At 45.9% G+C, this 22,622-nt stretch carries 19 protein-coding genes; 2 read left to right on the top strand and 17 right to left on the bottom strand.

Annotated features, from left to right (window positions below; all coding sequences use genetic code 11):
- Positions 1-77: 77 nt before the first annotated feature.
- The 6 genes from CA598_RS11785 to CA598_RS11760 all read right to left on the bottom strand — a co-directional run bounded on the left by CA598_RS11785 (position 78) and on the right by CA598_RS11760 (position 7,597).
- Positions 78-1,652 carry a flotillin lipid rafts scaffold protein FloT gene (locus CA598_RS11785; protein WP_179281611.1) on the bottom strand — a complete coding sequence of 525 codons (1,575 nt, stop codon included), beginning with the start codon at positions 1,650-1,652 and terminating at the stop codon, positions 78-80.
- The gene (locus tag CA598_RS11780) at positions 1,652-2,188 is read right to left on the bottom strand and encodes an NfeD family membrane protein (protein ID WP_042186148.1); all 537 of its coding nucleotides are present in this window, start codon (positions 2,186-2,188) and stop codon (positions 1,652-1,654) included. The genes CA598_RS11785 and CA598_RS11780 overlap by 1 nt, the downstream gene beginning before the upstream one ends.
- A 290-nt stretch (positions 2,189-2,478) precedes the next feature.
- Positions 2,479-3,642: an iron-containing alcohol dehydrogenase gene (locus CA598_RS11775; protein ID WP_094870603.1), complete on the bottom strand. Its 1,164-nt coding sequence runs from the start codon at positions 3,640-3,642 to the stop codon at positions 2,479-2,481.
- A gap of 152 nt (positions 3,643-3,794) precedes the next feature.
- On the bottom strand, positions 3,795-5,375 hold the full coding sequence (locus CA598_RS11770) for a UDP-glucose--hexose-1-phosphate uridylyltransferase (protein ID WP_094876596.1): 1,581 nt from the start codon (positions 5,373-5,375) through the stop codon (positions 3,795-3,797).
- A 55-nt stretch (positions 5,376-5,430) separates the two neighbouring features.
- On the bottom strand, positions 5,431-6,417 hold the full coding sequence (galE, locus tag CA598_RS11765; RefSeq protein ID WP_094870601.1) for a UDP-glucose 4-epimerase GalE: 987 nt from the start codon (positions 6,415-6,417) through the stop codon (positions 5,431-5,433).
- Positions 6,418-6,421: 4 nt separating this feature from the next.
- Complete coding sequence (locus CA598_RS11760; protein ID WP_094876595.1) at positions 6,422-7,597, bottom strand: galactokinase; 1,176 nt, start codon at positions 7,595-7,597, stop codon at positions 6,422-6,424.
- A 218-nt stretch (positions 7,598-7,815) separates the two neighbouring features.
- Between CA598_RS11760 and CA598_RS11755 the strand changes: the two genes are divergently transcribed.
- On the top strand, positions 7,816-8,682 hold the full coding sequence (locus CA598_RS11755; RefSeq protein ID WP_094870599.1) for an AraC family transcriptional regulator: 867 nt from the start codon (positions 7,816-7,818) through the stop codon (positions 8,680-8,682).
- An 86-nt stretch (positions 8,683-8,768) separates the two neighbouring features.
- On the opposite strand, the gene CA598_RS11750 is transcribed toward CA598_RS11755, so the two are convergent.
- The 5 genes from CA598_RS11750 to CA598_RS11730 form a co-directional block, all read right to left on the bottom strand.
- Complete coding sequence (locus tag CA598_RS11750) at positions 8,769-9,767, bottom strand: aminoglycoside phosphotransferase family protein (protein ID WP_094870598.1); 999 nt, start codon at positions 9,765-9,767, stop codon at positions 8,769-8,771.
- Between the two features lie 32 nt (positions 9,768-9,799).
- Positions 9,800-10,804: an L-glyceraldehyde 3-phosphate reductase gene (mgrA, locus tag CA598_RS11745; RefSeq protein WP_094876594.1), complete on the bottom strand. Its 1,005-nt coding sequence runs from the start codon at positions 10,802-10,804 to the stop codon at positions 9,800-9,802.
- 99 nt (positions 10,805-10,903) lie between these two features.
- Positions 10,904-11,644, bottom strand: coding sequence for an NAD-dependent protein deacylase (locus CA598_RS11740; protein WP_094870596.1), 741 nt, complete (start codon positions 11,642-11,644; stop codon positions 10,904-10,906).
- A 34-nt stretch (positions 11,645-11,678) separates the two neighbouring features.
- A complete protein-coding gene (locus CA598_RS11735) occupies positions 11,679-12,443 on the bottom strand; it encodes an HAD family hydrolase (RefSeq protein WP_094870595.1) in 765 nt (254 codons plus the stop codon).
- A 34-nt stretch (positions 12,444-12,477) separates the two neighbouring features.
- Positions 12,478-13,221 (bottom strand): alpha/beta hydrolase, encoded by a 744-nt coding sequence (locus CA598_RS11730; protein WP_094870594.1) that lies wholly within the window; start codon positions 13,219-13,221, stop codon positions 12,478-12,480.
- Between the two features lie 199 nt (positions 13,222-13,420).
- On the opposite strand from CA598_RS11730, the gene CA598_RS11725 reads away from it, so the two are divergent.
- Positions 13,421-14,461: an acyltransferase family protein gene (locus CA598_RS11725; protein WP_094876593.1), complete on the top strand. Its 1,041-nt coding sequence runs from the start codon at positions 13,421-13,423 to the stop codon at positions 14,459-14,461.
- An 88-nt stretch (positions 14,462-14,549) separates the two neighbouring features.
- Here CA598_RS11725 and CA598_RS11720 read toward each other — a convergent pair whose 3' ends face one another.
- The 6 genes from CA598_RS11720 to CA598_RS11695 form a co-directional block, all read right to left on the bottom strand.
- Positions 14,550-15,497, bottom strand: a complete 948-nt coding sequence (locus CA598_RS11720; RefSeq protein ID WP_094870592.1) for an ArsR/SmtB family transcription factor — start codon at positions 15,495-15,497, stop codon at positions 14,550-14,552.
- A 144-nt stretch (positions 15,498-15,641) separates the two neighbouring features.
- On the bottom strand, positions 15,642-17,036 hold the full coding sequence (locus CA598_RS11715) for a family 43 glycosylhydrolase (RefSeq protein ID WP_094876592.1): 1,395 nt from the start codon (positions 17,034-17,036) through the stop codon (positions 15,642-15,644).
- A gap of 42 nt (positions 17,037-17,078) precedes the next feature.
- Complete coding sequence (locus CA598_RS11710; RefSeq protein ID WP_094870591.1) at positions 17,079-18,827, bottom strand: glycoside hydrolase family 2 protein; 1,749 nt, start codon at positions 18,825-18,827, stop codon at positions 17,079-17,081.
- A gap of 27 nt (positions 18,828-18,854) precedes the next feature.
- Entirely contained in the window at positions 18,855-20,636 is a 1,782-nt protein-coding gene (locus CA598_RS11705) for a glycoside hydrolase family 2 protein (protein ID WP_094870590.1), read from the bottom strand.
- A gap of 57 nt (positions 20,637-20,693) precedes the next feature.
- Positions 20,694-21,629, bottom strand: a complete 936-nt coding sequence (locus tag CA598_RS11700) for a carbohydrate ABC transporter permease (protein ID WP_094870589.1) — start codon at positions 21,627-21,629, stop codon at positions 20,694-20,696.
- A 15-nt stretch (positions 21,630-21,644) separates the two neighbouring features.
- Positions 21,645-22,616 carry an ABC transporter permease gene (locus tag CA598_RS11695; RefSeq protein ID WP_094870588.1) on the bottom strand — a complete coding sequence of 324 codons (972 nt, stop codon included), beginning with the start codon at positions 22,614-22,616 and terminating at the stop codon, positions 21,645-21,647.
- Positions 22,617-22,622: the final 6 nt, after the last annotated feature.

Genomic DNA, 22,622 nt, shown 5'->3' with positions numbered 1-22,622 from the left:
CTAGAAACCTAGAGTAAGCCCGGTAGCAATCACCGAGCTTACCTTAAGTTAAATCATTCTAGTAGTTATTGCTTTAACTATTCTTCAGGTTGCTCAGCCACAGAAGTTGAAGCTTTGCTCGGTGCAATAGATGCTGCTGGAGTTGGCAGGGAAGCTGCCGTTGCGACTGGAACAGCCTTGCTTCCAGTTGACCCTGAGGATCTAGTCGTCAGCCCTTTGATCATGGCCTCTACGTCAATTCCAGAGACACTCTTCAGCATCTCAGGAGCCGTAGACATCAACTGTGTTACATAATTGCTGACACGTGCTGCACCTTCACCATTACCGGTATCTACAACAGTAAGCTTATCAATGGATGCCAGCGGCTTCGCAATTTGTCCAGCCAAATCTGGCAGCATTTTGACGATAATATCCAGCACAGCGGCTTCCCCGAACTTCTGGAACGCTTCCGCCAGCTTCTCTTTCGCTTCCGCTTCCGCTAGACCACGCAACCGGATAACTTCAGCATCCGCTGTACCTTTAGCCAGCTCTGCATCCGCCATCGCTTGACCTTCAAGGCGCTTCTGCTCCGCTGTAGCCTTAGCTTGCGTCTCGATACTGTATTGCAAGGCATCCGCTTCGCGCATTCTCTTCGCCTTATCGGCTTCCGCTGCTTGCTCTACTGCGTAACGATCCGCTTCCGCTTTTTTCTTCACTTCTGCATCGTACTGCTTCTCACGAACTTGAATTTCTTTAGCCTGTAAATCGATTTCACGTTCCTTACGTACCAGCTCAACCTTCATTTGCTCTTCAACAACGGTCTGCTTCGCACGTGCCTCTTGAATATGGTAAGCCTGATCGGCTTCCGCTTTCGCCGTGTCCTGATCCCGTTTAAACGCAGCCACCTTAAGCTGGTTTTCCTTGGAGGCTTCGGCGATATTCGTATCCCGCAGCAGTTCTGCTTTTTGCCCTTGCTCTTCAGCATTTGCCTTTTGAATTCTCGCATCCCGCACTGCTTCTGCTTCAGCGATCTCTGCATCACGCTTCACCGCAGCGATTCGCGGTTTACCCAATGCATCAAGATATCCATGTTTATCTCGCACATCCTTGATGGTAAACGAAACAATTTGCAGACCCATTTTCTTAAGATCACGTGCCGCCACGCCTTGAACCTCTTGCGCAAAACGGTCGCGGTTACGATATACTTCCTCAACGGTCATTGAACCGAGAATGGCCCGCAGATGACCCTCAAGAACTTCTTGCGCCTCACTTTTCAGTGCTTCGATCGGTTTGCCCATGAATTGCTCAGCAGCTGTCGCCACATCTTCAGTCGAGCTGCCCACTTTAATAATCGCTACACCGTCAGCAATAACCGGAACCCCTTGTTCGGTATATACTTCCGGGGTCATCACATCGAGTTTATGAGAAAGAAGCGACATAAATTCAGCCTTCTGAAAGATAGGGAGGATAAAGGCCCCGCCCCCACGAACAATTTTAATCTTACGTCCAGATCCATCGTCAGAAATGTGATTTTTACCTAAAAACGAACCTGTTACGATCATCCCTTCATCTGGTCCAACAGTTTTGTAACGTGCCCAGAATGCGATACCTAGCACAAACAAAACAGCAACGACAACAGCAGGGACTAACAAATACTCAGGAATACCGAACATTAAAGATCCACTCCTCTTCTCTTTTCGAATTCTGACACCAATGCAACGCCTTCTCTAACCTCCACTACAACAACTTTGATCCCTGCCGGAAGCAGCTCATGATCAAAGCTTGCTGCCGTATGCAGGCTATTGCCGGCGCCAAACTTTACCATAATCTCACCATAACCCGTGGCGGGAACAGGAATTGTGATTTCCCCGATCTTGCCAGGCAGATCACTCATTGAGAAACCATTGGACATTTCGCTTTTTTCCATGGGCTTAACCACCCCTAGATACATAAGTACTCCCAAAAAAGCGGCGGCTAACAAAGACAAAGCAATGATCGCCCCAGCTTCCAGAGCGCTGTACCGGGTTAGAAGAATGCCCGCTCCGCCGAACACGGTTATTCCTCCTGCCAGTACGGTGGGATTCAGAAAATCTACGGATACGAAATCAAAGACTCCATGCAAAGCATCTCCGATCACATCACCCACCAGGACGCTGACTATGGCAAATATGACGCCTAGCGCCAAGCAGCCTAAATACAGCGTTTGCATATTTACTTCCTCCTGTCTTCATTCAGGACTGTCATATTAGTTTAAACGAATAAAGTAGGTCATTGGTTTCACAAACTTTGGATATTCACCCATAAAAGTTCCATTCTGAGGATAAACGTACGAAAAATGCGGTCAGCAGCAGCGGAGATCGGGGACGATGTCGAGGAGAAATCCACAGTAGAGCATAAACGCAAAGAAGCGATTCATCCATAACAGGAGAATCGCTTCCTTGACTTTCAAGTACGTCTTCTAGAATAAAGACTGATAGTCTTTTTCGTAGATGAATCTACTTACAGAGCCATTTTATAAATTTCTACTACATCCTCACGGTCAAGCTTGCGGAAATTACCAAACGGTCCGAAACGAACCGCCTTATCAGCCATACTGCCGATCTCGCTGTCATCAATATCATAATCAGCGAGTGTCTTCGGTGCACCAATGGAATCCCAGAAGCTACGTAGCGCTGCAATTCCTTCCAGCCCTATTTCCTTATCGTTCTTGCCAGTAGGATCAATTCCAAACACGTTTACAGCAAGCTTGCGGAAACGGGCAGGATCCGTATCGATATTATATTTCATCCATTGCGGGAACAGAATGGCCAGTCCTCCACCGTGTGGAATGTCGTATACTGCTGATACTGCGTGCTCGATATTGTGAGTCGCCCAATCTCCTGCAAAACCCATGCTAACCATACCGTTAAGCGCCATTGTTCCGCAGTACATGATCGTCTCACGCAGTTCGTAATTATTCAAATCTTCAATAAGCTTCGGTGCGGTTTCGATCACCGTACGTAGCAAAGTCTCACAGAAGCCGTCTTGTACCGGTGTGTTGGTGTCGTTATGGAAATAGTGCTCCAGAACATGAGACATGATATCCACCATGCCGTAGACCGTCTGATCACGCGGCAGAGTGAAGGTATTCTCTGGGTCAAGAATCGAAAATGCCGGGAATGCATGAATACTGCCCCAGCCCATTTTTTCCTTGGTCACCTCGTTAGTGATTACAGAGCCACTGTTCATTTCTGATCCTGTAGCTGCCATCGTCAGCACTGTACCGAGTGGGAGAGCATCTTGAGCAGCTGCCTTACGTTCAACAAAGTCCCACATGTCACCTTCATATTTCGCCCCAACAGCAACTGCTTTAGCGCAGTCCAATACGCTACCGCCGCCTACAGCAAGGATGAGGTCGATATTATGCTCGTGACACAGCTCTACACCTTTATGTACGGTGGAAAGGCGTGGATTAGGCTCTACGCCCGAGAGTTCAGTGACCACAGCATCTATTGCGCTCAACTCAGCCATTACTTTATCGTACAGTCCGCTACGCTTGATACTACCGCCACCGTACATCAACAATACATTCTTACCGTACTTAGGAACCTCAGTCTTCAACGCTTCCAGCGTACCCTGTCCAAAGATCAACTTGGTAGGATTATAAAAATCAAAATTACGCATATGTGTAAACCTCCATTAGTTATTTCAGAATGTTGTGCCCACTCGTATTATAAACCTCTGAATAGCTGCATTCAAATGGAGTAGCTTCAAGCGTCATAAAAAAGGGGGATATCCTTAAGACCTAAGGCCTTAAGAACATCCCCTATCCAAACTTACAACGCGCCGAAGCTCTTCACGAAACGACGGAAAGCAGCTTGCCCTTCCGGAGTCCGTTTATAGACGCCCGCGTGTTCAAGAATATGAGTAAACTTGATGCCGACTTCGTTCTGCACAATCTTGACGGCTTCATCATGCTGCAACGCCGTTCCGAAACGTTCTACAAGCTCCTGAACCCAAGCAGCATGCTGCGCAAGTGGATGACTAGGATCATTCTTTACCGATTCTAATAGCGCTTGATCTCCTGCAAGGATGCTCGCAATAGAATCAAGCTCTTCCTTCAGACGGCCTGGCAGAATTGCGAGTCCCATGACCTCAATCAAGCCGATATTTTCTTTCTTGATATGGTGCATCTCCCGATGGGGATGGAAAATCCCTTCCGGATATTGCTCGTTAGTTCGATTATTACGCAGCACAAGATCCATCTCGAAGCTGCCATCTTCTGCCCGACGAACGATCGGAGTAACGGTATTATGAGGCTGCACTTCACCATCAGCTTCGCTGAACGCCAATACTTCTGCTTCAGGATCACTATACGCTTTCCAAGCTTCATAAAGTGCATTACCACACTCCAGCAATACCGCCGGATCTACACCATTCAAACGTAATACGGACATAGGCCATTTTACGATATTAATGCTGACACCCGGATAAGATGCATGCGTGAACGTATCTTCCTTAGGCGCTTTCTGAATAGGAAAGGTATGACGTCCACCTTGAAAATGGTCATGCGTTAGAATCGATCCGCCCACAATCGGCAAATCTGCATTCGAGCCAATAAAATAGTGCGGAAAAGATTCCGCGAAGCTAAGCAGCCGCTTCAAGGTATCCTTGGTAAGCTTCATTGGCACATGATCATGATGGAATACAATACAGTGCTCGTTGTAGTAAACATATGGCGAATACTGAAAGAGCCATTTCTCATTATTCAGCTGAAGTGGAATGACACGCAGGTTCTGACGCGGCGGATGATTAACCCGACCAGCATACCCCACATTCTCGCGGCACAGCAGACATTTTGGATAGACCGGCGGCGGGAGCAAACGGGCCATAGCAATTTCCTTCGGGCTCTTCTCAGGCTTGGACAAATTAATTGTCATCTCGATATCACCGTAAGGCGAATCCTGCAGCCAGTAGACATTCTTGGAAATCCGGTCCATCCGGATATAGTTGGAATCTATGCTTAATTTATAAAAGCGATCTGTAGCCGCGGAGATACCTTTTTCAGCAGCTAAACGGTTGAACTCCGCATTTACGTCTGATGGACGGGCCATTAAGAGTCCCATGATCTTAGCATCCAGTAAGTCACGGTAAGTGTCGCTATTCTCTGGAATCAATCCGATTTCAAAACCATAATCAATCAGTGTATCCAGTGGAACCTGCGGACCTGTAAGTGGACTTTGATCGACCTCGCCAACGAACGGCTCACTAAATCCGAACTGATCTAGCAGCACATTACGGCTATAGTCTTCATCAGTTGGAGCAATGAGCTGCTCACGTTGTGCGAACAGAACTAGCTGTTCAATCGCATGTAAGGCTTTCTGGTCAGTAGACGCAACCTTATTCTCGTTGTGCATTTTCAATTCTCCTTAAGTAGGGTCTCATGCTCTAGTTAAGCTATGCTAAAGCCCCTTATTCTCCGTACCCCTGCGGATTGGCAGAATGCCAGTTCCAGGCGCTTTGAATGATATTCTCTAAGTCCGCATGCTGCGGGTTCCATCCAAGGATAGAACGCGCTTTGTCGGAGGAAGCTACCAGTACAGCAGGATCTCCAGCACGGCGTTCTTGAATAACTACAGGGATTTCTAGTCCCGTGACTTTCTTTGCAGTTTCAATAACCTGTTTCACCGAGAAACCAAGTCCATTTCCCAAGTTAAAAATATTACTGCTGCTTCCGCTACGCAGATAAGTTACTGCACGAACATGGGCGTCAGCCAGATCGCTAACATGAATGTAGTCGCGCACACAAGTACCGTCTTCTGTAGGATAGTCGTCTCCGAACACGGCGATGCTCTCTCGTTGCTTCAAAGCGGTTTGCAATACTAGCGGAACCAAATGACTTTCCGGACGATGATCTTCACCAATTTTGCCACTAGCATGTGCACCTGCAGCATTAAAGTAACGAAGCGCTACATATTTGATACCCAGTACTTTATCAAACCATGCCATCATGCGTTCCATAGTCAACTTAGTTTCGCCATATACGTTTGCTGGCTCGGTACGGTCTGTTTCTTCAATCGGCACCTTTTCCGGTTCACCATAGGTTGCAGCTGTAGACGAGAATACGATTTTGTTCACGCCAGCTTTTTGCATAGCTTCCAAAAGGCATTGTGTGCCGTATACGTTGTTGTCATAGTATTTCACAGGGTCCTTCATGCTTTCACCAACCAATGAGCTTGCCGCAAAATGTATAACCGCATCAATCTCATTCTCGGCGAACAGCTTGCCAAGCAGCTCCTTATCACGCAGATCACCTTCGTACAGCTTGCCACCCAATAGTGCCTCACGATGCCCTGTTAGCAGATTGTCGATGACTACCACTTCTTCGCCGCGTTCCAACAGCTCTGCTACCGTATGAGATCCAATATACCCCGCTCCACCTGTTACTAAAATTGCCATTTGATTACACTCCCTTCAATTCTTGGACACCATTACCGATGCCGCAAACGTAGAACTCACCAACCAAACCAGATCTTGTGGTATATGCCTCGCCTACTTCACGAATGAAACGTTCTATATCATCTTCATGTACCAAGGATACAGTACAGCCACCGAAACCTGCGCCAGTCATACGGGAACCGAGTGTACCGGGAATACGCTGTGCTTCTTCAACCATAATATCCAGCTCATCACAGCTAACTTCATACAAATCACGTAGGGAAGTATGTGAGTCATTCATAAACTGTCCAAACTGCTTCAGATCATTGTTCTTTAAGACCTCAACGGATTCTAGTACACGTTGATTCTCTTCCACAACATGGCGAGCGCGGCGTCTAACAATTTCATCTGTGATTTTATCTTGATGCGCTTCAAACTGTTCACGATTGAACTGTGCCAGATAAGCTAGTGAAGGCACTTCTTTTTGCAAAATAGACAGGGCCTCATCACACTGCTGACGACGCTCATTGTACTTGGAATCTACAAGTCCTCTGCGTTTGTTCGTGTTGCCGATAACCAGTTTGTAAGCACCTGTGATGAAAGGTACCAGATTATATTCAAGCGTATCGCACATTAACAGGATTGCATGATCTTGTTTGCCATTAGCAACTGCGAACTGATCCATAATTCCGGAGTTTACACCTACATACTGGTTCTCAGCACGCTGAGACAAGAGTGCAATCTCAACGGTATCCATGTCGCCGCCTTCGAGCGTCAGGAAAGCATAAGCAGTCACGACTTCAAGAGAAGCCGATGAGGACAAGCCTGCGCCATTCGGAATATCACCATGGAACAGCAGATCGTAACCTTTAGATACCGGAGTGTTTTTCTTCTCCAATTCAACCATTACTCCAACCGGATAGTCGATCCATTCTCCGGTTTTGGCCTTGCCAATTTCACTATAATCAATTGATGCTTCATAAGGAAAATTAGTAGATGCAAAATTCACTTTGCTGTCACTGCGTGGACGCACAATCAAAGTTGTTCCGAATTCCAAAGCTGCCGGCAGCACGTATCCACCGTTATAATCCAAGTGCTCTCCAATGAGATTAACACGGCCTGGTGCATAAAATACTTGAGCTTCTTGCTCGCTTACCCCGTACTTTTCGATGAATTTCTTGTTAAGTTCCTGTGTGCTCATTAATGCCACTCCATCCTTTCGCTGCTTCAGCCAGTGGGAATTAGTAAAGCGTTCTTTATGTATTCATTATAATAGAATCAGTCATCCTCTGATAATGCAATCATGTGTGTAATGTATGGATAAATGTGACTTCCCATAATATAATAATTACACAAATAATTAACACACCTTAAACTATAAGCCATAAAATTACAATAACACAAGAAAGGCTGTCTCAAATGGAGCATACTTATTCCGTAGGATCTAATCCCGTGTATTACGATAAACAAAATCTCCATGTACTGTTTGCTGGTCAGAGTCAGACGATTCCTATGCATCAAGCTGGCCCTAAGATTTACGATTATTATTTGCTTCACTTTATTGAGTCTGGCTCAGGGGTTTTCCGTACTGAACATCATCAATATGCACTGGAAAAAGGTGACTTCTTCCTTATTCATCCAGGACAGCTGGTCAGTTATATATCGGATAAAGATCAGCCCTGGTGCTATCGCTGGGCAGCTTTTACAGGGAGTGAGGCTGATAGCCTTGTGCTGCAGACAGGCTTTACACCTCAAAAACCTGTGGTGACTACAACAGGTGATAGCGTCATCCCAGGTGCCCTTTCCAGTATCATGCAAGCCTTCAAAGCAAACAAAGAAAGTGCCCACCTGACTTCTCTAGGGTATCTTTATCTCATTGTAGGTGAAGCTGCAGATTTACTCTCTTCCTTCTCCCGTCTTCCTGGAGCTGAATCACAGGTTAAGCGTACTGTGAAGCAAATGATCCACTACATGGCCTCCCAATATGCTCATCCAGTATCCATTGAACAAATGTGTGATACTCTTGGCTATAACCGGGCTTATCTATCCCGTGTATTTAAGCAAGAGACCGGATTATCTCCGGTGACCTACCTGCTGAAGCTGCGCATTGAAAAATCCAGACAGCTGCTGCGTGAACGGCCCGAGCTGTCCGTGGAACAGGTAGCAGCATCCGTAGGGCTCACCGATGCTTTATACTTCTCACGCCAATTCAAACGGTTTTGTGCTCAGTCACCCACCGCTTACCGTCTCACAACGACTAGACATGTAAAAAAGACAAATGAGTAAGGGAGGCCTTAAAAAAAGGGATTCACATATTAGGCAAGTCCAATATGTGAATCCCTTTTTTAAGCTGATCTTTCAGTTTGCTGCGGTTATTTTGCATATTGATTCAGATATTCAGGGTAAGCTCGTAGATGTATCTCTTTCGCCCTTTTCTGAGCCATTTCTTTCAGTTCTGGCACATGCTCCGCATCCACATAGTCAGCGAGAACATCAATCACATCATCAAGAAGCTTCGCTCTAAAATAAAACTCAATCCGTTCCATTATTGCAATGCCTGCTAAATCAATAACCAGATCTCTACAGTAAGTCCAATCTTTTGATTTATAGAGCGGCCAAAGTAGTACGGAATAATCCATGGCAGCGTCTCCAAATACCGTTAGGTCATCCCAATCAATGATCCAAAATTCATTAGGATCATTGACTAAGATATTCTGCCAATTCACATCATTGTGTACGATGTCGGACGCCTTTCTCTGAAAAGAAGGGTGCTGACTAACCATTATTCTCAAAGCTTCCACTTCTGTATCGAACCATTCTAAAGTGTCCGCCGTTACGAAGTCTAGCAAATGCTTCTCCGCTCTAATAATTTGCAGATCTTCTTCAAATCGATTGATGTATTCGTCAGTAAATGCGGCGGCATAGTTGTAGTTCTTATCTTCACTTGCAACTGCCAGCCTAATCTCTTTATCCCCATGTAATTGATGAAGTGACCTCAGAACCTTTTCAATCACTGGCAGTGGATCGGAAATGGAGCTTAATGGTTTACCTTCGATAAAATCAAATACTAAACCATAAGAATAACCAGAGGTTATTTCTTGTGTAATCTCCCTAATCAACCGTGGTGCTTTGTAATTATAAGTCAAATGTTCACTGATCTTAACCCACTGTTTAAGTCCTGCTGCTTTTTGTACTTGCGAGAGTTTTAAATGACGAGAGGATTGACCATCCGTTATGCGATAAGATTGGTTTACAAACCCTCCAGGATTCCAAATATACTTAGCCTCAATCTTCGACCTGTTTAAGCCCATAGATCCCGAGTTGGCTTCGGCCCACTCTTTCACCTTGTTCTCATCTTGAAGCAACTCCATTGATGTCGCTCATCCCTTCACCCGCGTCTTCATCAAGTTCCATTCCCTGTTTGAAGAATAGTCTCAATGCGATCCAATTCTGCCTGCGAGAACTCCAAATGCTGAAGTGCAGCTATATTCTCTTCAATCTGACTAATTCTGCTAGCCCCTATCAATGCAGAAGTAATCCTCCCATCACGTAGTGTCCAAGCTAGTGCAAGCTGCGCCAAACTCTGGCCTCTTGAAACAGCAAGCTGATTTAACGCGTGGATCTTGCGCTTCACATCCGGTGTTATCCGGCTTTCATTTAACGCAGCAGAGGGTTTGGCCGCTCTTGATCCTTCTGGGATTCCATTTAAATACTTATTGGTTAACAATCCTTGAGCCAAAGGTGTAAAAGCGATACTGCCAACTCCGCTCTGTTCCAGCACATCCTGTAAACTACCCTCAATCCAGCGATCGAGCATAGAATAACTAGGCTGATGAATTAAGAGCGGTGTTCCTAAACTATTCAGAATTCTAATCGATTCGAGCGTCTGCTCCGCGGTATAGTTAGATAATCCTATATACAGAGCTTTGCCGGAACGGACAGCATGGTCAAGCGCCTGCATGGTTTCTTCAAGAGGTGTTTCCGGGTCCGGCCGGTGCGAATAATAGATATCAACATAATCTAGGCCCAGCCGCTTCAGACTCTGATCCAGACTGGCCAGCATATATTTACGCGAACCCCATTCTCCATAAGGGCCGGGCCACATGTTATACCCTGCTTTCGTTGAAATTACCATTTCATCTCGATATGGAGCCATATCACTAGCAAGCACTTTTCCAAACAGTTCTTCTGCTGAACCTGCTGGTGGTCCATAGTTGTTGGCCAGATCAAAATGAGTAATTCCAAGATCAAAGGCACGGGTGATCATTTCTCGGCCATTCTCGTAAGGATCAATTCCACCAAAATTCTGCCATAGTCCTAATGAGATTGCCGGAAGCTTAAGACCTGAGTTCCCGCAACGGTTATAACACATCTCTACATACCGTTCATCACTTGCTACATATACCATTGCTTATCCCTGCCTCTCATTGCGCGCTACTTCGTTCTTCCTTATCTTTAAACTTCTGAGCGCAATAATAATCTGACAAAAGACAAGCCATGAGAACCTCTAACCAAGCATATCCTTTACACTTCCAAGTACTTTCCCAATCCGGTCTGTAATCAAAAGATCAGCTTGATCATCAAAAGGGGTGGGGTCCCCATTCAGCAGCACCGTGCGTTTGCCCCGAAAATAAGTGACCAGACTAGCCGCAGGCTGAACTGTAAGAGAAGTTCCACCAATAATTAGCATATCTGCAGCGGCTATCGCTTCGACAGAACTAATCAGCAACGAATGGTCCAGTTCTTCTTCATAAAGCACAACGTCTGGTTTGATAATGCCACCACAGTCGGGGCAGTGAGGGACGATCTCAGTGGTACCCAGAAGCTGATCCAGCCCGTAATAACGTGAGCAGTCCATGCAATAGTTACGATGAATGGAACCATGCAGCTCAAGTACCTTTTGGCTACCCGCCAGCTGGTGTAAGCCATCAATATTTTGCGTAATCACTGCCTTAAGCTTGCCCTGCCGTTCCAATTCTGCAAGCAGCTGATGCGCACCATTTGGACGAGCATCAGGATGAAGCATTTTACTACGGTAAAAATCAAAAAAAATGTCCGGTGAGGACATAAAAAAAGTACGGCTCAGCATCACTTCAGGCGGATAAGGTGAATTGTGCTGAGTCTGGTATAATCCTGCTGCCGAGCGGAAATCCGGAATCCCACTCTCGGTTGATGTACCTGCCCCTCCGAAAAAAACGATGTTGTCACAGTCTTTAATCCAAGAAGCAAGTGTCTGCAATTGATCCATTTGTTGTAGCACATCCTTTCCATTAGTATGCTGATCAGTAGGTGATCCTTAGCTCATTAAAGCTAGAAATAATCACATCTGCGTCAATCAAGTGATTCCCATCACCCATGTTGGAGATTCCAACGGCGAGGCGTAAGCCTGCACCTTTACCCAATTGCATATCTGCATTACTGTCACCAATTATAATCGTCACTTCAGGAGACAGCCCAAGCTCCCGGCAGGCTAATTCAGCCATTTCAGGTGCGGGTTTTCCGTTTAATACTCTGTCTCTTGTAACTACCGAATGGAAGTAATGAGCAATACCAAGCCAATCCAGATGCTCCTGAGTGGTCTTTGCGCCATCTGAGGTAACCACCCCTAGCTTGAGTGATGCAGCCGCGCACTGTTCCAGAAAAGGAAGAAGCCCTTCCAGGGGTTGTGCCGTGCGGCGTTTGCGTAATTCATACATAGCGTCCTTAGCTATACTCTTTACACGGGTCAACGCTTCATTCCAAGGAACACCCGCAGCATACAGCTGCCATGCAAGCACACCATAACTTTCTTCTTCTGTAGCCATGGTGAGCGGCCCTGCCGGATCATAACCAATCAGCTTTCCTGCAGCATCATGCTGGGTACCCAGCACTTTACTCCGATCCACGATAAAATCGGTTTCCATAATCGCAAGCTGATTTTCCATTCCACACAGTACAAGCTCGGCCCAATTCCCCCAAGTGGCTAATAGATCCAATAACGTCCCGTCTTTATCGAACAATATTCCGGTGCAGGGAACGCATTCATCTTTAATGTGTAATACTGGCATGAATTGTTTCCTCCCTCTGTTGAATGAGCCATAGCTACCTCAGATTTCCCAGCCAATCCAACAGGGCACTTACTGTGCGACTCTGCTGCTCTTCCTCAGATATTGTGGCTTCACCGTCCCCCTTCTGAGGCCCGTAGCTGCCAAATTGCGCGTGATTCCCACCTATAATTGAACTATAAACTGTGTTATCTGGCAGATAGGAACGGCCTTTGTTGTAACTGTCTCTGTCAATCACTTGATCCTCAGTACCCACAACCGACAACACTGACAAAGTAGTCTCTCGCAGACTTCCTTTGTCATCTGGATAAGAGGCTAAGAAAAACACACCTTCCAGCTGGTCCGCATGCTGAATTGCGTAACGTGAGGCCATAACACCCCCAAGTGAATGTCCACCCAGCACAAATGACTGCTTCGGATGCACACGAATGATCTCTTCTGCGGCATCACCCTTGGTTACGGCTAAATTAAACGGCATTTTGGCGATGTAGAAGGGATGCCCTTCAGCAGCGACGCTCTTCGCAAGAGGGGAATAAGCTTCCGGTTTAACCAAAGCCCCAGGATAAAATATAATCGAGGCGCCTTTAGTGATGGAAGGTTCGAACGAGATCCAATTATCATTCTGTTCGACGGTAACTCCACCACTTGAAATCAGTGCAGTTTCGGCTTCTTGAGCCGGTGCATACGGCGTTAAATATCTCCACAACAGCAATCCGGCTACAACAAGAATGATTATTACAATTAAACCAATACGACGCTTAGTTATTCTTTTCTTCAACATGCTCCACTCCCGGATGTTACTGCATATAAGAAAATTATAGTAGAAACCCACTATTCTAACAACCTTCAACACATCGCCACATTTGATACTTATGATAACGCTTTCAAAAGTGAGTTAATTCACAATTCAATTGAAGAAAATCTTGTATTTTAAAATTAAATTAATCAATTTGCATACAGCACAACTTGGAGGCTAAATCATGGTAGGGGGAAACTCGCTGGAAGCGCGCGGAGGAATCTTTTTTCTCAACCTGCGTTTTATGCTTATGATCACTGTTTTTGCCGGTAATGCAATTGAACCTCTGATTAACAAAATAGGCGGAATACACGGATTATATATGTGGATTTTCAGCTTTCACATGCCGCTGTTCGTACTGGTGACCGGCTATTTCGCCAGAAAAAGCCTTGCCGGAACTACCGGCCGCAAAATGCTGCTGCAAATTGGATTGCAATACCTCATTTTTCAAAGCTTATATTCTGCACTCGACGTTTCTCTCTTTCACGTAAGTAACATCCAGCATTCCATTTTCGCACCCTATCTGCTCCTGTGGTTTCTGGCCAGTCATGCCTGCTGGCGCCTCCTGATGCTCGGAATGAGCAAATGGTCCGTAACCGCTAAGCTCCTCTTCACTGTAACAGCGGGGGTGGCTGTCGGATATCTCCAGCTGGACGGTGTATGGTTCAGCATCAGCCGTACCTTTGTATATTTGCCTTTTTTCGTTATCGGCTATCATTTTTCGTTCGAAACCTTCGTCAAGCTCTATCAGAAATATATCAAAATCATTGCAGCTGCTGCCTCTATTATACTCTTTGCCGTCATGGCAGGATGGGGTGCGGGATTCCCCTTAGGCTGGTTATATGGCAACATGACCTATATGCAGCTTGATGCCAATGTATGGTATGCAGGCGTATACCGCCTGGGACTGTACGGACTACAAATTGTCGCTTCGCTCGCTTTCCTCGGCCTTGTACCTTACGGAGCGAGCCGCATGACCGACTGCGGGCGCCGCACATTGTATGTCTTCCTGCTTCATGGTTTTATCGTTCGTCTGGCCGCTGTTTCCGATATTTACACCTATATTGGCAATGCTGCTGGGGCAGTGGTTCTGCTGCTCACCGCCGTATTATTCACCATATTGCTGGCTCAGCCGTCAGTTAAACGTCTCTTTCACCCGCTGGTTGAGCCGTCCATTGACTGGATGATCACCCTTCAGCGTGCCGCCCTAAGGCGCACACTCTGACTTTACATCCAGAACGAACAAAACAAGGCGGTTCCTTGGATACGAAGATTCGTTTCCGAGGCCCCCCTTGATTTGTTCATCTCCTAAGCTAAAGCTCTACTTCATCCTGATCCATTGTATATTTTACTTTCATCATAATATGTTGTTCATAATCACCAAACTGGCGCCCGAACAGGTTCAGTCCGCCCTGATGAACTGCATCAGGATTGATTCCGATGCGCAGCCGCAATTTGGGGCTCCGGTTTATCAGAAGATCATTTAAGGAAACATTCGACACCTTCTCCATATCAAGCGTCGTCTTTTCATTGTCAACACGCCAGGTCTTGAGAAACCCGTATTGTGTGGATCCATCCCACCACCAATTAGGATTCAGCTTACCCCGCCGGTCACCGAAATCACCAGGACTGGTCCACATGCCGATCTCGGAACCATTCACCCATACGGAAATGTTCGAAGGCCAATTCTGGTCATAATTCGGAGCTTCGGAACAGATCTCCATTGATAATTCAAGCGATTCAATTTGTGCTCCGGAGGGGATATCCATAGGCAGCAAATATTCCAGAAATCCTTTGCGGAGCCAGATCAGCTGAGCGTTGACATGTTTTGGGTGATAGAAGCTCGACGGTTCATCTTCTTTGATAATAAGACCCTCGCTATTAGCCATCCCGCAAGTAGGAGATACCTCACAGTCGCTATAATGACCGATTGGCATCTCTACTTCATAGACATGTGTTAATCCCTTTGACATTGGTTCTTTCAGATTCAAGGCAATATGAAGATCATCATAATTCCGGCTGCAGACTTTCATCGCCCCGCGTGAAGCCGGAAGCAATTCTGTATGAATTAACTCTGCTGCTTCTAATACTTTGATGTTGCTGGCTACTGTCGACACTGGAAGCTTCAGCTTCTCAGCGATTTCAATAATGTTTAAGTTTTTGGAGTTTAAGAGCCGAAGAATATCAACCCTAGAACGAGTTGATAATGCATGCGTTACTTTGACTAATTTTTCCGGGTCGTTTAAGCTAAGTTCCAGCACAAATCAGCTCTCCTTGTATCCTAATAATTATCCTAATCTTACTTCTTAATGAGATGAAAAACAATTACACCAACAGGTCCTTTCACCTAAAATGACCTCCGGAAAACCGGAAGCCATTTCATAGGTCTCTTTGGTTTGTTCGATTCACAATGGCTTAATATCAATGAAATCAATTTCTCCGTAACCATCGCCTTTGGTAAAACGAAGCTTGTTCATGCCTGCCTTCAGTTGAATCCGTGCTGTGGACAGCCCCCAATTCTCCCACCCTTTATTGGTGATATAAAATGGGCTGGATGGTCCTGCATTGACACTCAGCTGAAAATCCGACCAATTCCCGCCAGCCGTTCCATTCGCCGTTCGAGCCAAAAGAATATATTCGCCTGCGGCTGCCGCATCAACTGAAAATTCCACGTAACTGTCCGGCGTATCAATATGGCCAGCCTTCAGTCCACCCGAGCCCTTGGGACTAGAAGAAGCATAGGCAATACCGCCAAACGCCCCTTTTTCCGCTTCGTAGCGGGTATGCATGGTTTCACCTGAAGGTAAAGCTATCGGAAGATTAGGGTTAACAGGAATACCCAGATTAGGGGTATGATCAGCATTCCAGCTGAATTGCTGCATCCGCACCTCGCGGTTCCAGCCTGCGTTATTGTATTTGGCGACATGGTACATAATCCAATCCTCTTGGCCGTCAGGAGACTTAGTAAACGAATGGTGTCCAGGTCCGTAAAGTCCATTGCCTGAGTAAAAGATAGGCTGAATGCGTTTATGCCATGATGCCGGATTTAACAGATTACTGGAGATGTCTGCGGTGATCAGTCCCAGACAATAATCATTGGTCCAGCTTCCACTTGCCGAATAGACCAAACTAATGACTTCTCCATTTATAATCACCTGCGGTCCTTCATTCACATATGGGGAATGATTCGTTTCCCAGCTATACGTTGGTCTTGAAATCTCTACGCGTTCGGAATCAATAGTCCAGGGATTACTCATATGCGCGATATAGAGATTCTGCCGCACATTGACATTCTCCTCCCAGCCGGACCAGATAAAATACAGCTCGCCGTTCACTTGCAGTACAGTACCGTCTATAGCCCACATATTACTTGAATCTGTAATCTGGCCTTTATACTGCCAAGTTCCCTGCATCGGATCTGCCGCTGTGTTCTCCATTACATGCATGCGGTGGTTGACGTTATCTCCATCGTCCATCGCATAGTAAATATACCAAGCTCCGTTTATATAATGCAGCTCAGGCGCCCAGATACCGCTTCCGCCCGTGTTGACAACTTTTGTAGGCGCTGCATCAATAGTGGTCAACTGGGCTGACTTCCAGAGGGTAACATTACCGCCAGTTGTTTTGGTGAAATAATAGAAGCCGTCTGTATGTTTATATACCCATGGGTCCGCCCCGTCCTGCATAACCACGTTGTAAAAGTCATTATGATCAGAGACTGCAAGGGTCGCCTTCCCCATTGGAAGAATAAGAAGGACACTTAAGGCGACCAGACATTTTTTCCGGAAATTCACTTTCATAATCTATCACATTCCTTTCGAATGAATAGTTACGTAGCGCCTCTAATCTTCAATTGCAGCCTTGCGCGCATTGATGCGGCGGATACGCTCCGGATCGAACTTCGGCTGTCTGTCATAAGTGTACAGTCCATTGACTTCCTGCTCCACATCGTACAGCTGGGTATAGCAGAATCCAAACATCAGCGGATGATCCAATAGTACATTCGTCAGCCCCTCGTAGCGTTCGATAAACATTTGCTCTGAGGTCGGTCTGTCCCCATACCCCCATGATTTCTCATCTTTCTGCTGTGGGTTCCACCAAATTCCGCCATATTCGCTGATGAAGTAAGGTTGACCTTCATACGTTTGGCGAGCCGGGAAGGTATTAAATACTTCACCGCCATGCTTCATCGGTTCATATCTTTCCCGGAACGTCTGCGGATTCTGGTCATAGTCATGAAGATCAAAGATATCTGTAGCCACATGGAAGTTACCGCTCGTATCAATTACCGGACGAGTTGGATCCATACATTTTGATACGTCATAAACAATCTGGAGCACAGCGTTATGCTGTTTCACACCGTCCCGGTCCCAGGTCTCATTAAAAGGACACCAGCCGATCAGCGCAGGATGATTGAAATCACGCTGCATACCTTCAAGCCATTCCGGCAGGAAGTGCGATAGACTATCCGCTCCAGTAATATCCAACCCCCAATTGGCATGTTCTCCCCAGACAAGATAACCTAATTGGTCAGCCCAATAAAGATAACGCGGCTCAAAAATCTTCTCGTGAAGTCTCGCACCATTAAAACCAAGCCCCATCGAGATTTCGATGTCTCTGCGCAGATCTTCATCAGTAGGAGCGGTATAGATTCCCTCCGGATAGAAACCTTGATCCAACACTAACCGCTGAAATACGGATTTTCCATTGATCCGGAATTTCATCCCATCCAGTCGTACAGTGCGGAGTCCAAAATAAGAATGGACGACATCACTCTCCCGTCCCTGACTATGCAAAGACAGCTTCAGGTCATACAATCTGGCGTTTCCAACTTCCCATAAGTGAATCTCTGTCAGTGGAATCGTAAGTTTTATAGAGAGCCCGGAAACAATCACACTGCTGTCCCCAACGGATTTGCCGCCATAAAGAGCAGTAGCGCTAAGTATATCTCCCGCTGCGTTCCCTTGTACCTTCATTTCCAGATGTACGCAGCTATTGTCGGGATCAGCGATAACTTTCATAGTAGACAGATAGGTTTCAGGCACTTGCTCAAGCCATACCGTCTGCCAGATTCCGGTTGTGCGTGTATAATCACAGCCATGCGAATGGAACTGTTCACTCTGCTTGCCCCGCGGCTGTCGTCCCGATCGAACGTCGTCTTCAGCATATACAGTAATCACATTACTGCCCGGTAAAAGATTAGAAGTAATATCAAAGCTAAACGGAGTATATCCTCCGCGATGCGTACCTACGGATACTCCATTCACCCAGACCTCTGCCATATAATCAACGGCGCCAAAATGAAGGATAACTCTGCCATTTATCCAGTTCTCCGGCATATTAAACTCCCTTTTATACCATACGGCAGCCATAAAATCTTTGTATTCTACACCGGACAGCTTGCTTTCCGGACAGAAGGGCACAGTAATTGTCCCTGAGAGATTATGTTCGTTAACAGGGTATCCGCGTTCCTTCCCACTTTTGCCATGATCAATTTCAAATTGCCACTGGCCGTTCAGATTGATCCACTCTGGTCGAACAAAGTCAGGGCGGGGATATTCAGGACGTGGAAGCGTTACTTGTTGTGTCATGGTGTAACTCCTTTTAGTAATCGTTATTTATTGGATATGCATCATGATATTGCGGATCGCTTCAAGCGGAGCTTTGGACTGTCTATCATAGGTGAGCAGTCCGTTGATTTCCTGCTCGACATCCGTCAGCTGTGTATAGCAATAACCTTGGATCACCGGGGAAGTGAACATCGGGTCAACCACAGCCTTGAGCTTCATCAGGAAATCCTCTTCGTTCTCTGCCCCAGAATAACCCCAGCCCTCCCACTCGCTTTTCTTGAAGGCAATTCCACCAAACTCGGATACGAGAATCGGCTGGCCTTGATACGAAGCTCCACCGACGAATATTTTGCGGTTGGCCGGCATCGCATTTACAGAAGATTCTGCCGTGGCATATCTCTCCTCCAGCACTTCCTGATGGCTCTCATAGTCATGAATAGTCACCAGATCTGTAGTCATATGCTCCCACCCATCGTTATACACAACAGGTCTCATCCCATCCAAGGATTTCGTTAAATGATACATTGCCAATCCGTGCTGCTGCTGGCGTGTATCAATCTGGACATTGGGAACACCCCAGCTCTCATTAAGCGGAACCCAGGTCACGATACAAGGATGGTTATAGTCGCGCTCTATGATCTCCTGCCATTCCTTCGTGTAGCGGCGCACATACGCCTCGGAATATTCATAAGCATTAGCCGCCTCACTCCATACCAACAGGCCGAGTTTATCACACCAATACAGGAACCGGGGGTCCTCTGTCTTCTGATGTTTTCTCACCCCGTTAAAACCCATTTCCTTTGTCAGCTGGGCATCACGTTTCAGCTCTTCGTCTGTAGGTGCAGTTAATATCCCGTCAGGGAAGTACCCCTGATCCAGCACCAGTCTCTGGAAATATGGACGGTTATTCAAGCATAGCTTGCCATTTTCAATCGACACCTTGCGCATGCCGAAATAACTCACTGCTTCATCAATTACTTCCTCATTTCGAAGCAATTGGAATTGAATATCATACAAATTCGGATGCTCAGGGCTCCATAAACGTCCAAGACCATGATCCGCAAAATCACCCAAGCCGATAGTCCGCAGCTGTTCAGCATTCAGGACCAAATATTGATCTTCTGCAATCACTTCACCGTCATACGATACCGTTATGCGCAGCTTGAGCTGCTCAGCAGACTTAAATCCTTGCAGAAATGTCCGAAGCCGGATTTCATTGCGGTCAATATCAGGTGTCATCATAGCTTTGCTCAGATGCACTGCAGACAGCGGTTCAAGCCAGACACTCTGCCAGATTCCGGTTGTGCGGGTATAGAAGATGGCAGCAGACTGTTCCAGCCAATATTGCTTGCCCCGCGGCAAAGTGACATCCCGGCTGAAATCCTCTGCGCGCAGTATAATAGTATTACTTCCTTTAATTAGCGAAGGAGTGATATCAGCCTGAAATGGCGTATGTCCGCCTTCATGCATGGCCACCAGCTGACCATTCACCCAGACTTTTGCCAAATAATCAACGGCGCCGAAATGGAGGACAATCCTTTTCCCGTTCCAACCCTCAGGAACTTCGAAAGCTCTTCTATACCACACAACATCATGAAAGGAAGGATCTTCAATTCCGCTCAGCTTGCTCTGAAATGCAAAGGGCACTTGAATAGCCCGTGAAAATAGACCCTTAATGTCCGCCCGATACCATTGTTCTTCCTCACCGACATCTTCATCATCAAACGTAAAATCCCATTCTCCATTTAGGCTAAGCCAATCCTTACGGGCAAATTGGGGTCTTGGATATTCTGGACGTGGAACGGATGTGCTGCTCGCTTCTGTCAACATGGTGTACTTCACTCCTATTAATAATTCTATATAAGATGAACTTGGGGGTTTTGCCCGCTATCCTTTGATCGAACCTACGTAAACACCTTTAACAAAATATTTTTGCAAGAAAGGATATACCATTAATATAGGAAGCGTAGAAACGACGATCGCACAATACTTAACCAGCTCGCGGAAAGCTGTCTGGCTCTGGGCACTATCGATGACTACCCCGCCTGCACTGCCGATCGAGGTTGCGGTTGCATCATTAGCTACTAATATTTCCTTCATTAATAGCTGCAGCGGGAACAGCTGTCTGTCCTTCAACAACACCATCGCATTAAACCATGAGTTCCAATTCCCAACTAAATAGTATAAAAAGATTACAGCCAGCGTAGCTTTGGACAGCGGCAGAATCACTTTCGTTAAAATATGGGCCTGACTTGCCCCGTCAATGGTAGCCGCTTCTTCCAATTCCTGCGGAATGGCTTGAAAGCTTGTTCGTAAAATAATAATGTTCCATGTACTTAAAGCACTTGGCAAAATCATAGCCCACAAATTATTGTACAAACCAATATCCTTCATTAATAGGAACCAGGGAATCAACCCGCCACCAAAGAACATGGTGATTGTAATCAGGATCATGATGAAGTTTTTGAAATACAAACCTCGTCTGGACAATACATAAGCTCCCAGAATGGTCATGATCATGTTGACTAATGTGCCTAACCCTACATATATAATCGTGTTTTTATAGCCGTTGATCAGACTGTTATCTTTAAACACCAGCTTATAGCCATCCAAAGTGAACCCCAGCGGTCTTAGCAAGATTCCTTTATGGGCAACTAATGAGCTAGGATCACTGACGGAAGCAAACAATATATGCAGGATAGGATAAAAGCACACCAGCGTTAATGCGGTTAATAAGGCATACAGTGAATAGTCGAATATTCTGTCCCCTGTGGATCTATGCTTTCTGATTTTTTTCGATTTAGGCTGCAGATTATCTTTCATGGCTGTCCCTCTTTCTTACCATAAGCTGGCCTCGGATCTGCGTTTGGCTATACTATTGGTCATCCACAGTAGCCCGAAGTTAACAATCGAACTGATTAACCCCACCGCCGTAGAATAACTGAGACTGGCTTCTCTTAAGCCGCGACGGTAAACATAAGATGCAATGACATCAGCAGTATCGTAAATCAGAGGATTGTATAGCAGAATAATTTTCTCGTAGCCGGATGACATTAACCCTCCAATTGCAAAAATGAACAAGATGATGATCACCGGGCTAATCTGCGGCAATGTAATATGCCACATTTTCTTTATTCTTCCTACGCCATCGATTTCAGCTGCTTCATATAAAGAAGTATCAATTGAGCTCATCGCAGCGAGGTAAATGATACTGTCCCAACCAATGCTCTGCCAAATGCCAGAGAATGTATAAAGCGGCCGGAAGAAAGAAGAATATCCGAGCAGTGAAGAATATTCTTTTCCGGTAATAAATTGCAGGATTTGCGTAATAATCCCTTCATCCGCAGCAAAAATATGGATGATCCCGCAGACAACCACGAGTGAAATAAAGTGAGGCATATAGGTAATGGTTTGAACGGTTTTCTTAAACTTAGCCCCACGAATTTCATTCAGCATTAAAGCTAAAATAATCGGCGCTGTAAATCCGAAGACGATTCCCCAAACATTAAGCAGCAAGGTATTCTTAACAACTCTCCAAAAATACGGACCTTGGAAGAAATCAATAAAGTGCTTGAACCCTACCCACTCGCTCTGGCCAAACCCCAGCAGGGGTTTAAAATCCTTAAAAGCGATCATAACCCCCCACATCGGCCCGTAGCAGAAAATCAGGAACCACGCCACTACAGGAACGGCCAACAGATATACAAACCAGTTTTTTTTCAAATCTTTCTTAATCACTAGCTTGGTATTTTTAGGTTTAGCGAACTCAGGAATCGGCTTTATTTCTCTATTTTTTCTTAATATCTCCATAAAACA

The sequence above is a fragment of the Paenibacillus sp. VTT E-133291 genome, assembly GCF_002264395.1.
Classification (GTDB): Bacteria; Bacillota; Bacilli; order Paenibacillales; family Paenibacillaceae; genus Paenibacillus_AQ; species Paenibacillus_AQ nitricinens.
The sequence above is the reverse complement of the archived record's forward strand: the minus strand, read 5'-3'. Positions and strand labels throughout refer to the sequence as shown.

Bases quoted from the DNA above. Each gene is read 5' to 3' on its own strand.
- CA598_RS11715 (WP_094876592.1), bottom strand. From the start codon at position 17,036: ATGAAAGTGAATTTCCGGAAAAAATGTCTGGTCGCCTTAAGTGTCCTT.
- CA598_RS11780 (WP_042186148.1), bottom strand. From the start codon at position 2,188: ATGCAAACGCTGTATTTAGGCTGCTTGGCGCTAGGCGTCATATTTGCC.
- CA598_RS11735 (WP_094870595.1), bottom strand. From the start codon at position 12,443: ATGCCAGTATTACACATTAAAGATGAATGCGTTCCCTGCACCGGAATA.
- CA598_RS11785 (WP_179281611.1), bottom strand. From the start codon at position 1,652: ATGTTCGGTATTCCTGAGTATTTGTTAGTCCCTGCTGTTGTCGTTGCT.
- CA598_RS11750 (WP_094870598.1), bottom strand. From the start codon at position 9,767: ATGGAGTTGCTTCAAGATGAGAACAAGGTGAAAGAGTGGGCCGAAGCC.
- galE (WP_094870601.1), bottom strand. From the start codon at position 6,417: ATGGCAATTTTAGTAACAGGTGGAGCGGGGTATATTGGATCTCATACG.
- CA598_RS11760 (WP_094876595.1), bottom strand. From the start codon at position 7,597: ATGAGCACACAGGAACTTAACAAGAAATTCATCGAAAAGTACGGGGTA.
- CA598_RS11710 (WP_094870591.1), bottom strand. From the start codon at position 18,827: ATGACACAACAAGTAACGCTTCCACGTCCTGAATATCCCCGCCCTGAC.
- CA598_RS11730 (WP_094870594.1), bottom strand. From the start codon at position 13,221: ATGTTGAAGAAAAGAATAACTAAGCGTCGTATTGGTTTAATTGTAATA.
- CA598_RS11770 (WP_094876596.1), bottom strand. From the start codon at position 5,375: ATGCACAACGAGAATAAGGTTGCGTCTACTGACCAGAAAGCCTTACAT.
- CA598_RS11725 (WP_094876593.1), top strand. From the start codon at position 13,421: ATGGTAGGGGGAAACTCGCTGGAAGCGCGCGGAGGAATCTTTTTTCTC.
- CA598_RS11695 (WP_094870588.1), bottom strand. From the start codon at position 22,616: ATGGAGATATTAAGAAAAAATAGAGAAATAAAGCCGATTCCTGAGTTC.
- CA598_RS11705 (WP_094870590.1), bottom strand. From the start codon at position 20,636: ATGTTGACAGAAGCGAGCAGCACATCCGTTCCACGTCCAGAATATCCA.
- CA598_RS11700 (WP_094870589.1), bottom strand. From the start codon at position 21,629: ATGAAAGATAATCTGCAGCCTAAATCGAAAAAAATCAGAAAGCATAGA.
- CA598_RS11755 (WP_094870599.1), top strand. From the start codon at position 7,816: ATGGAGCATACTTATTCCGTAGGATCTAATCCCGTGTATTACGATAAA.
- CA598_RS11775 (WP_094870603.1), bottom strand. From the start codon at position 3,642: ATGCGTAATTTTGATTTTTATAATCCTACCAAGTTGATCTTTGGACAG.
- CA598_RS11740 (WP_094870596.1), bottom strand. From the start codon at position 11,644: ATGGATCAATTGCAGACACTTGCTTCTTGGATTAAAGACTGTGACAAC.
- mgrA (WP_094876594.1), bottom strand. From the start codon at position 10,804: ATGGTATATGTAGCAAGTGATGAACGGTATGTAGAGATGTGTTATAAC.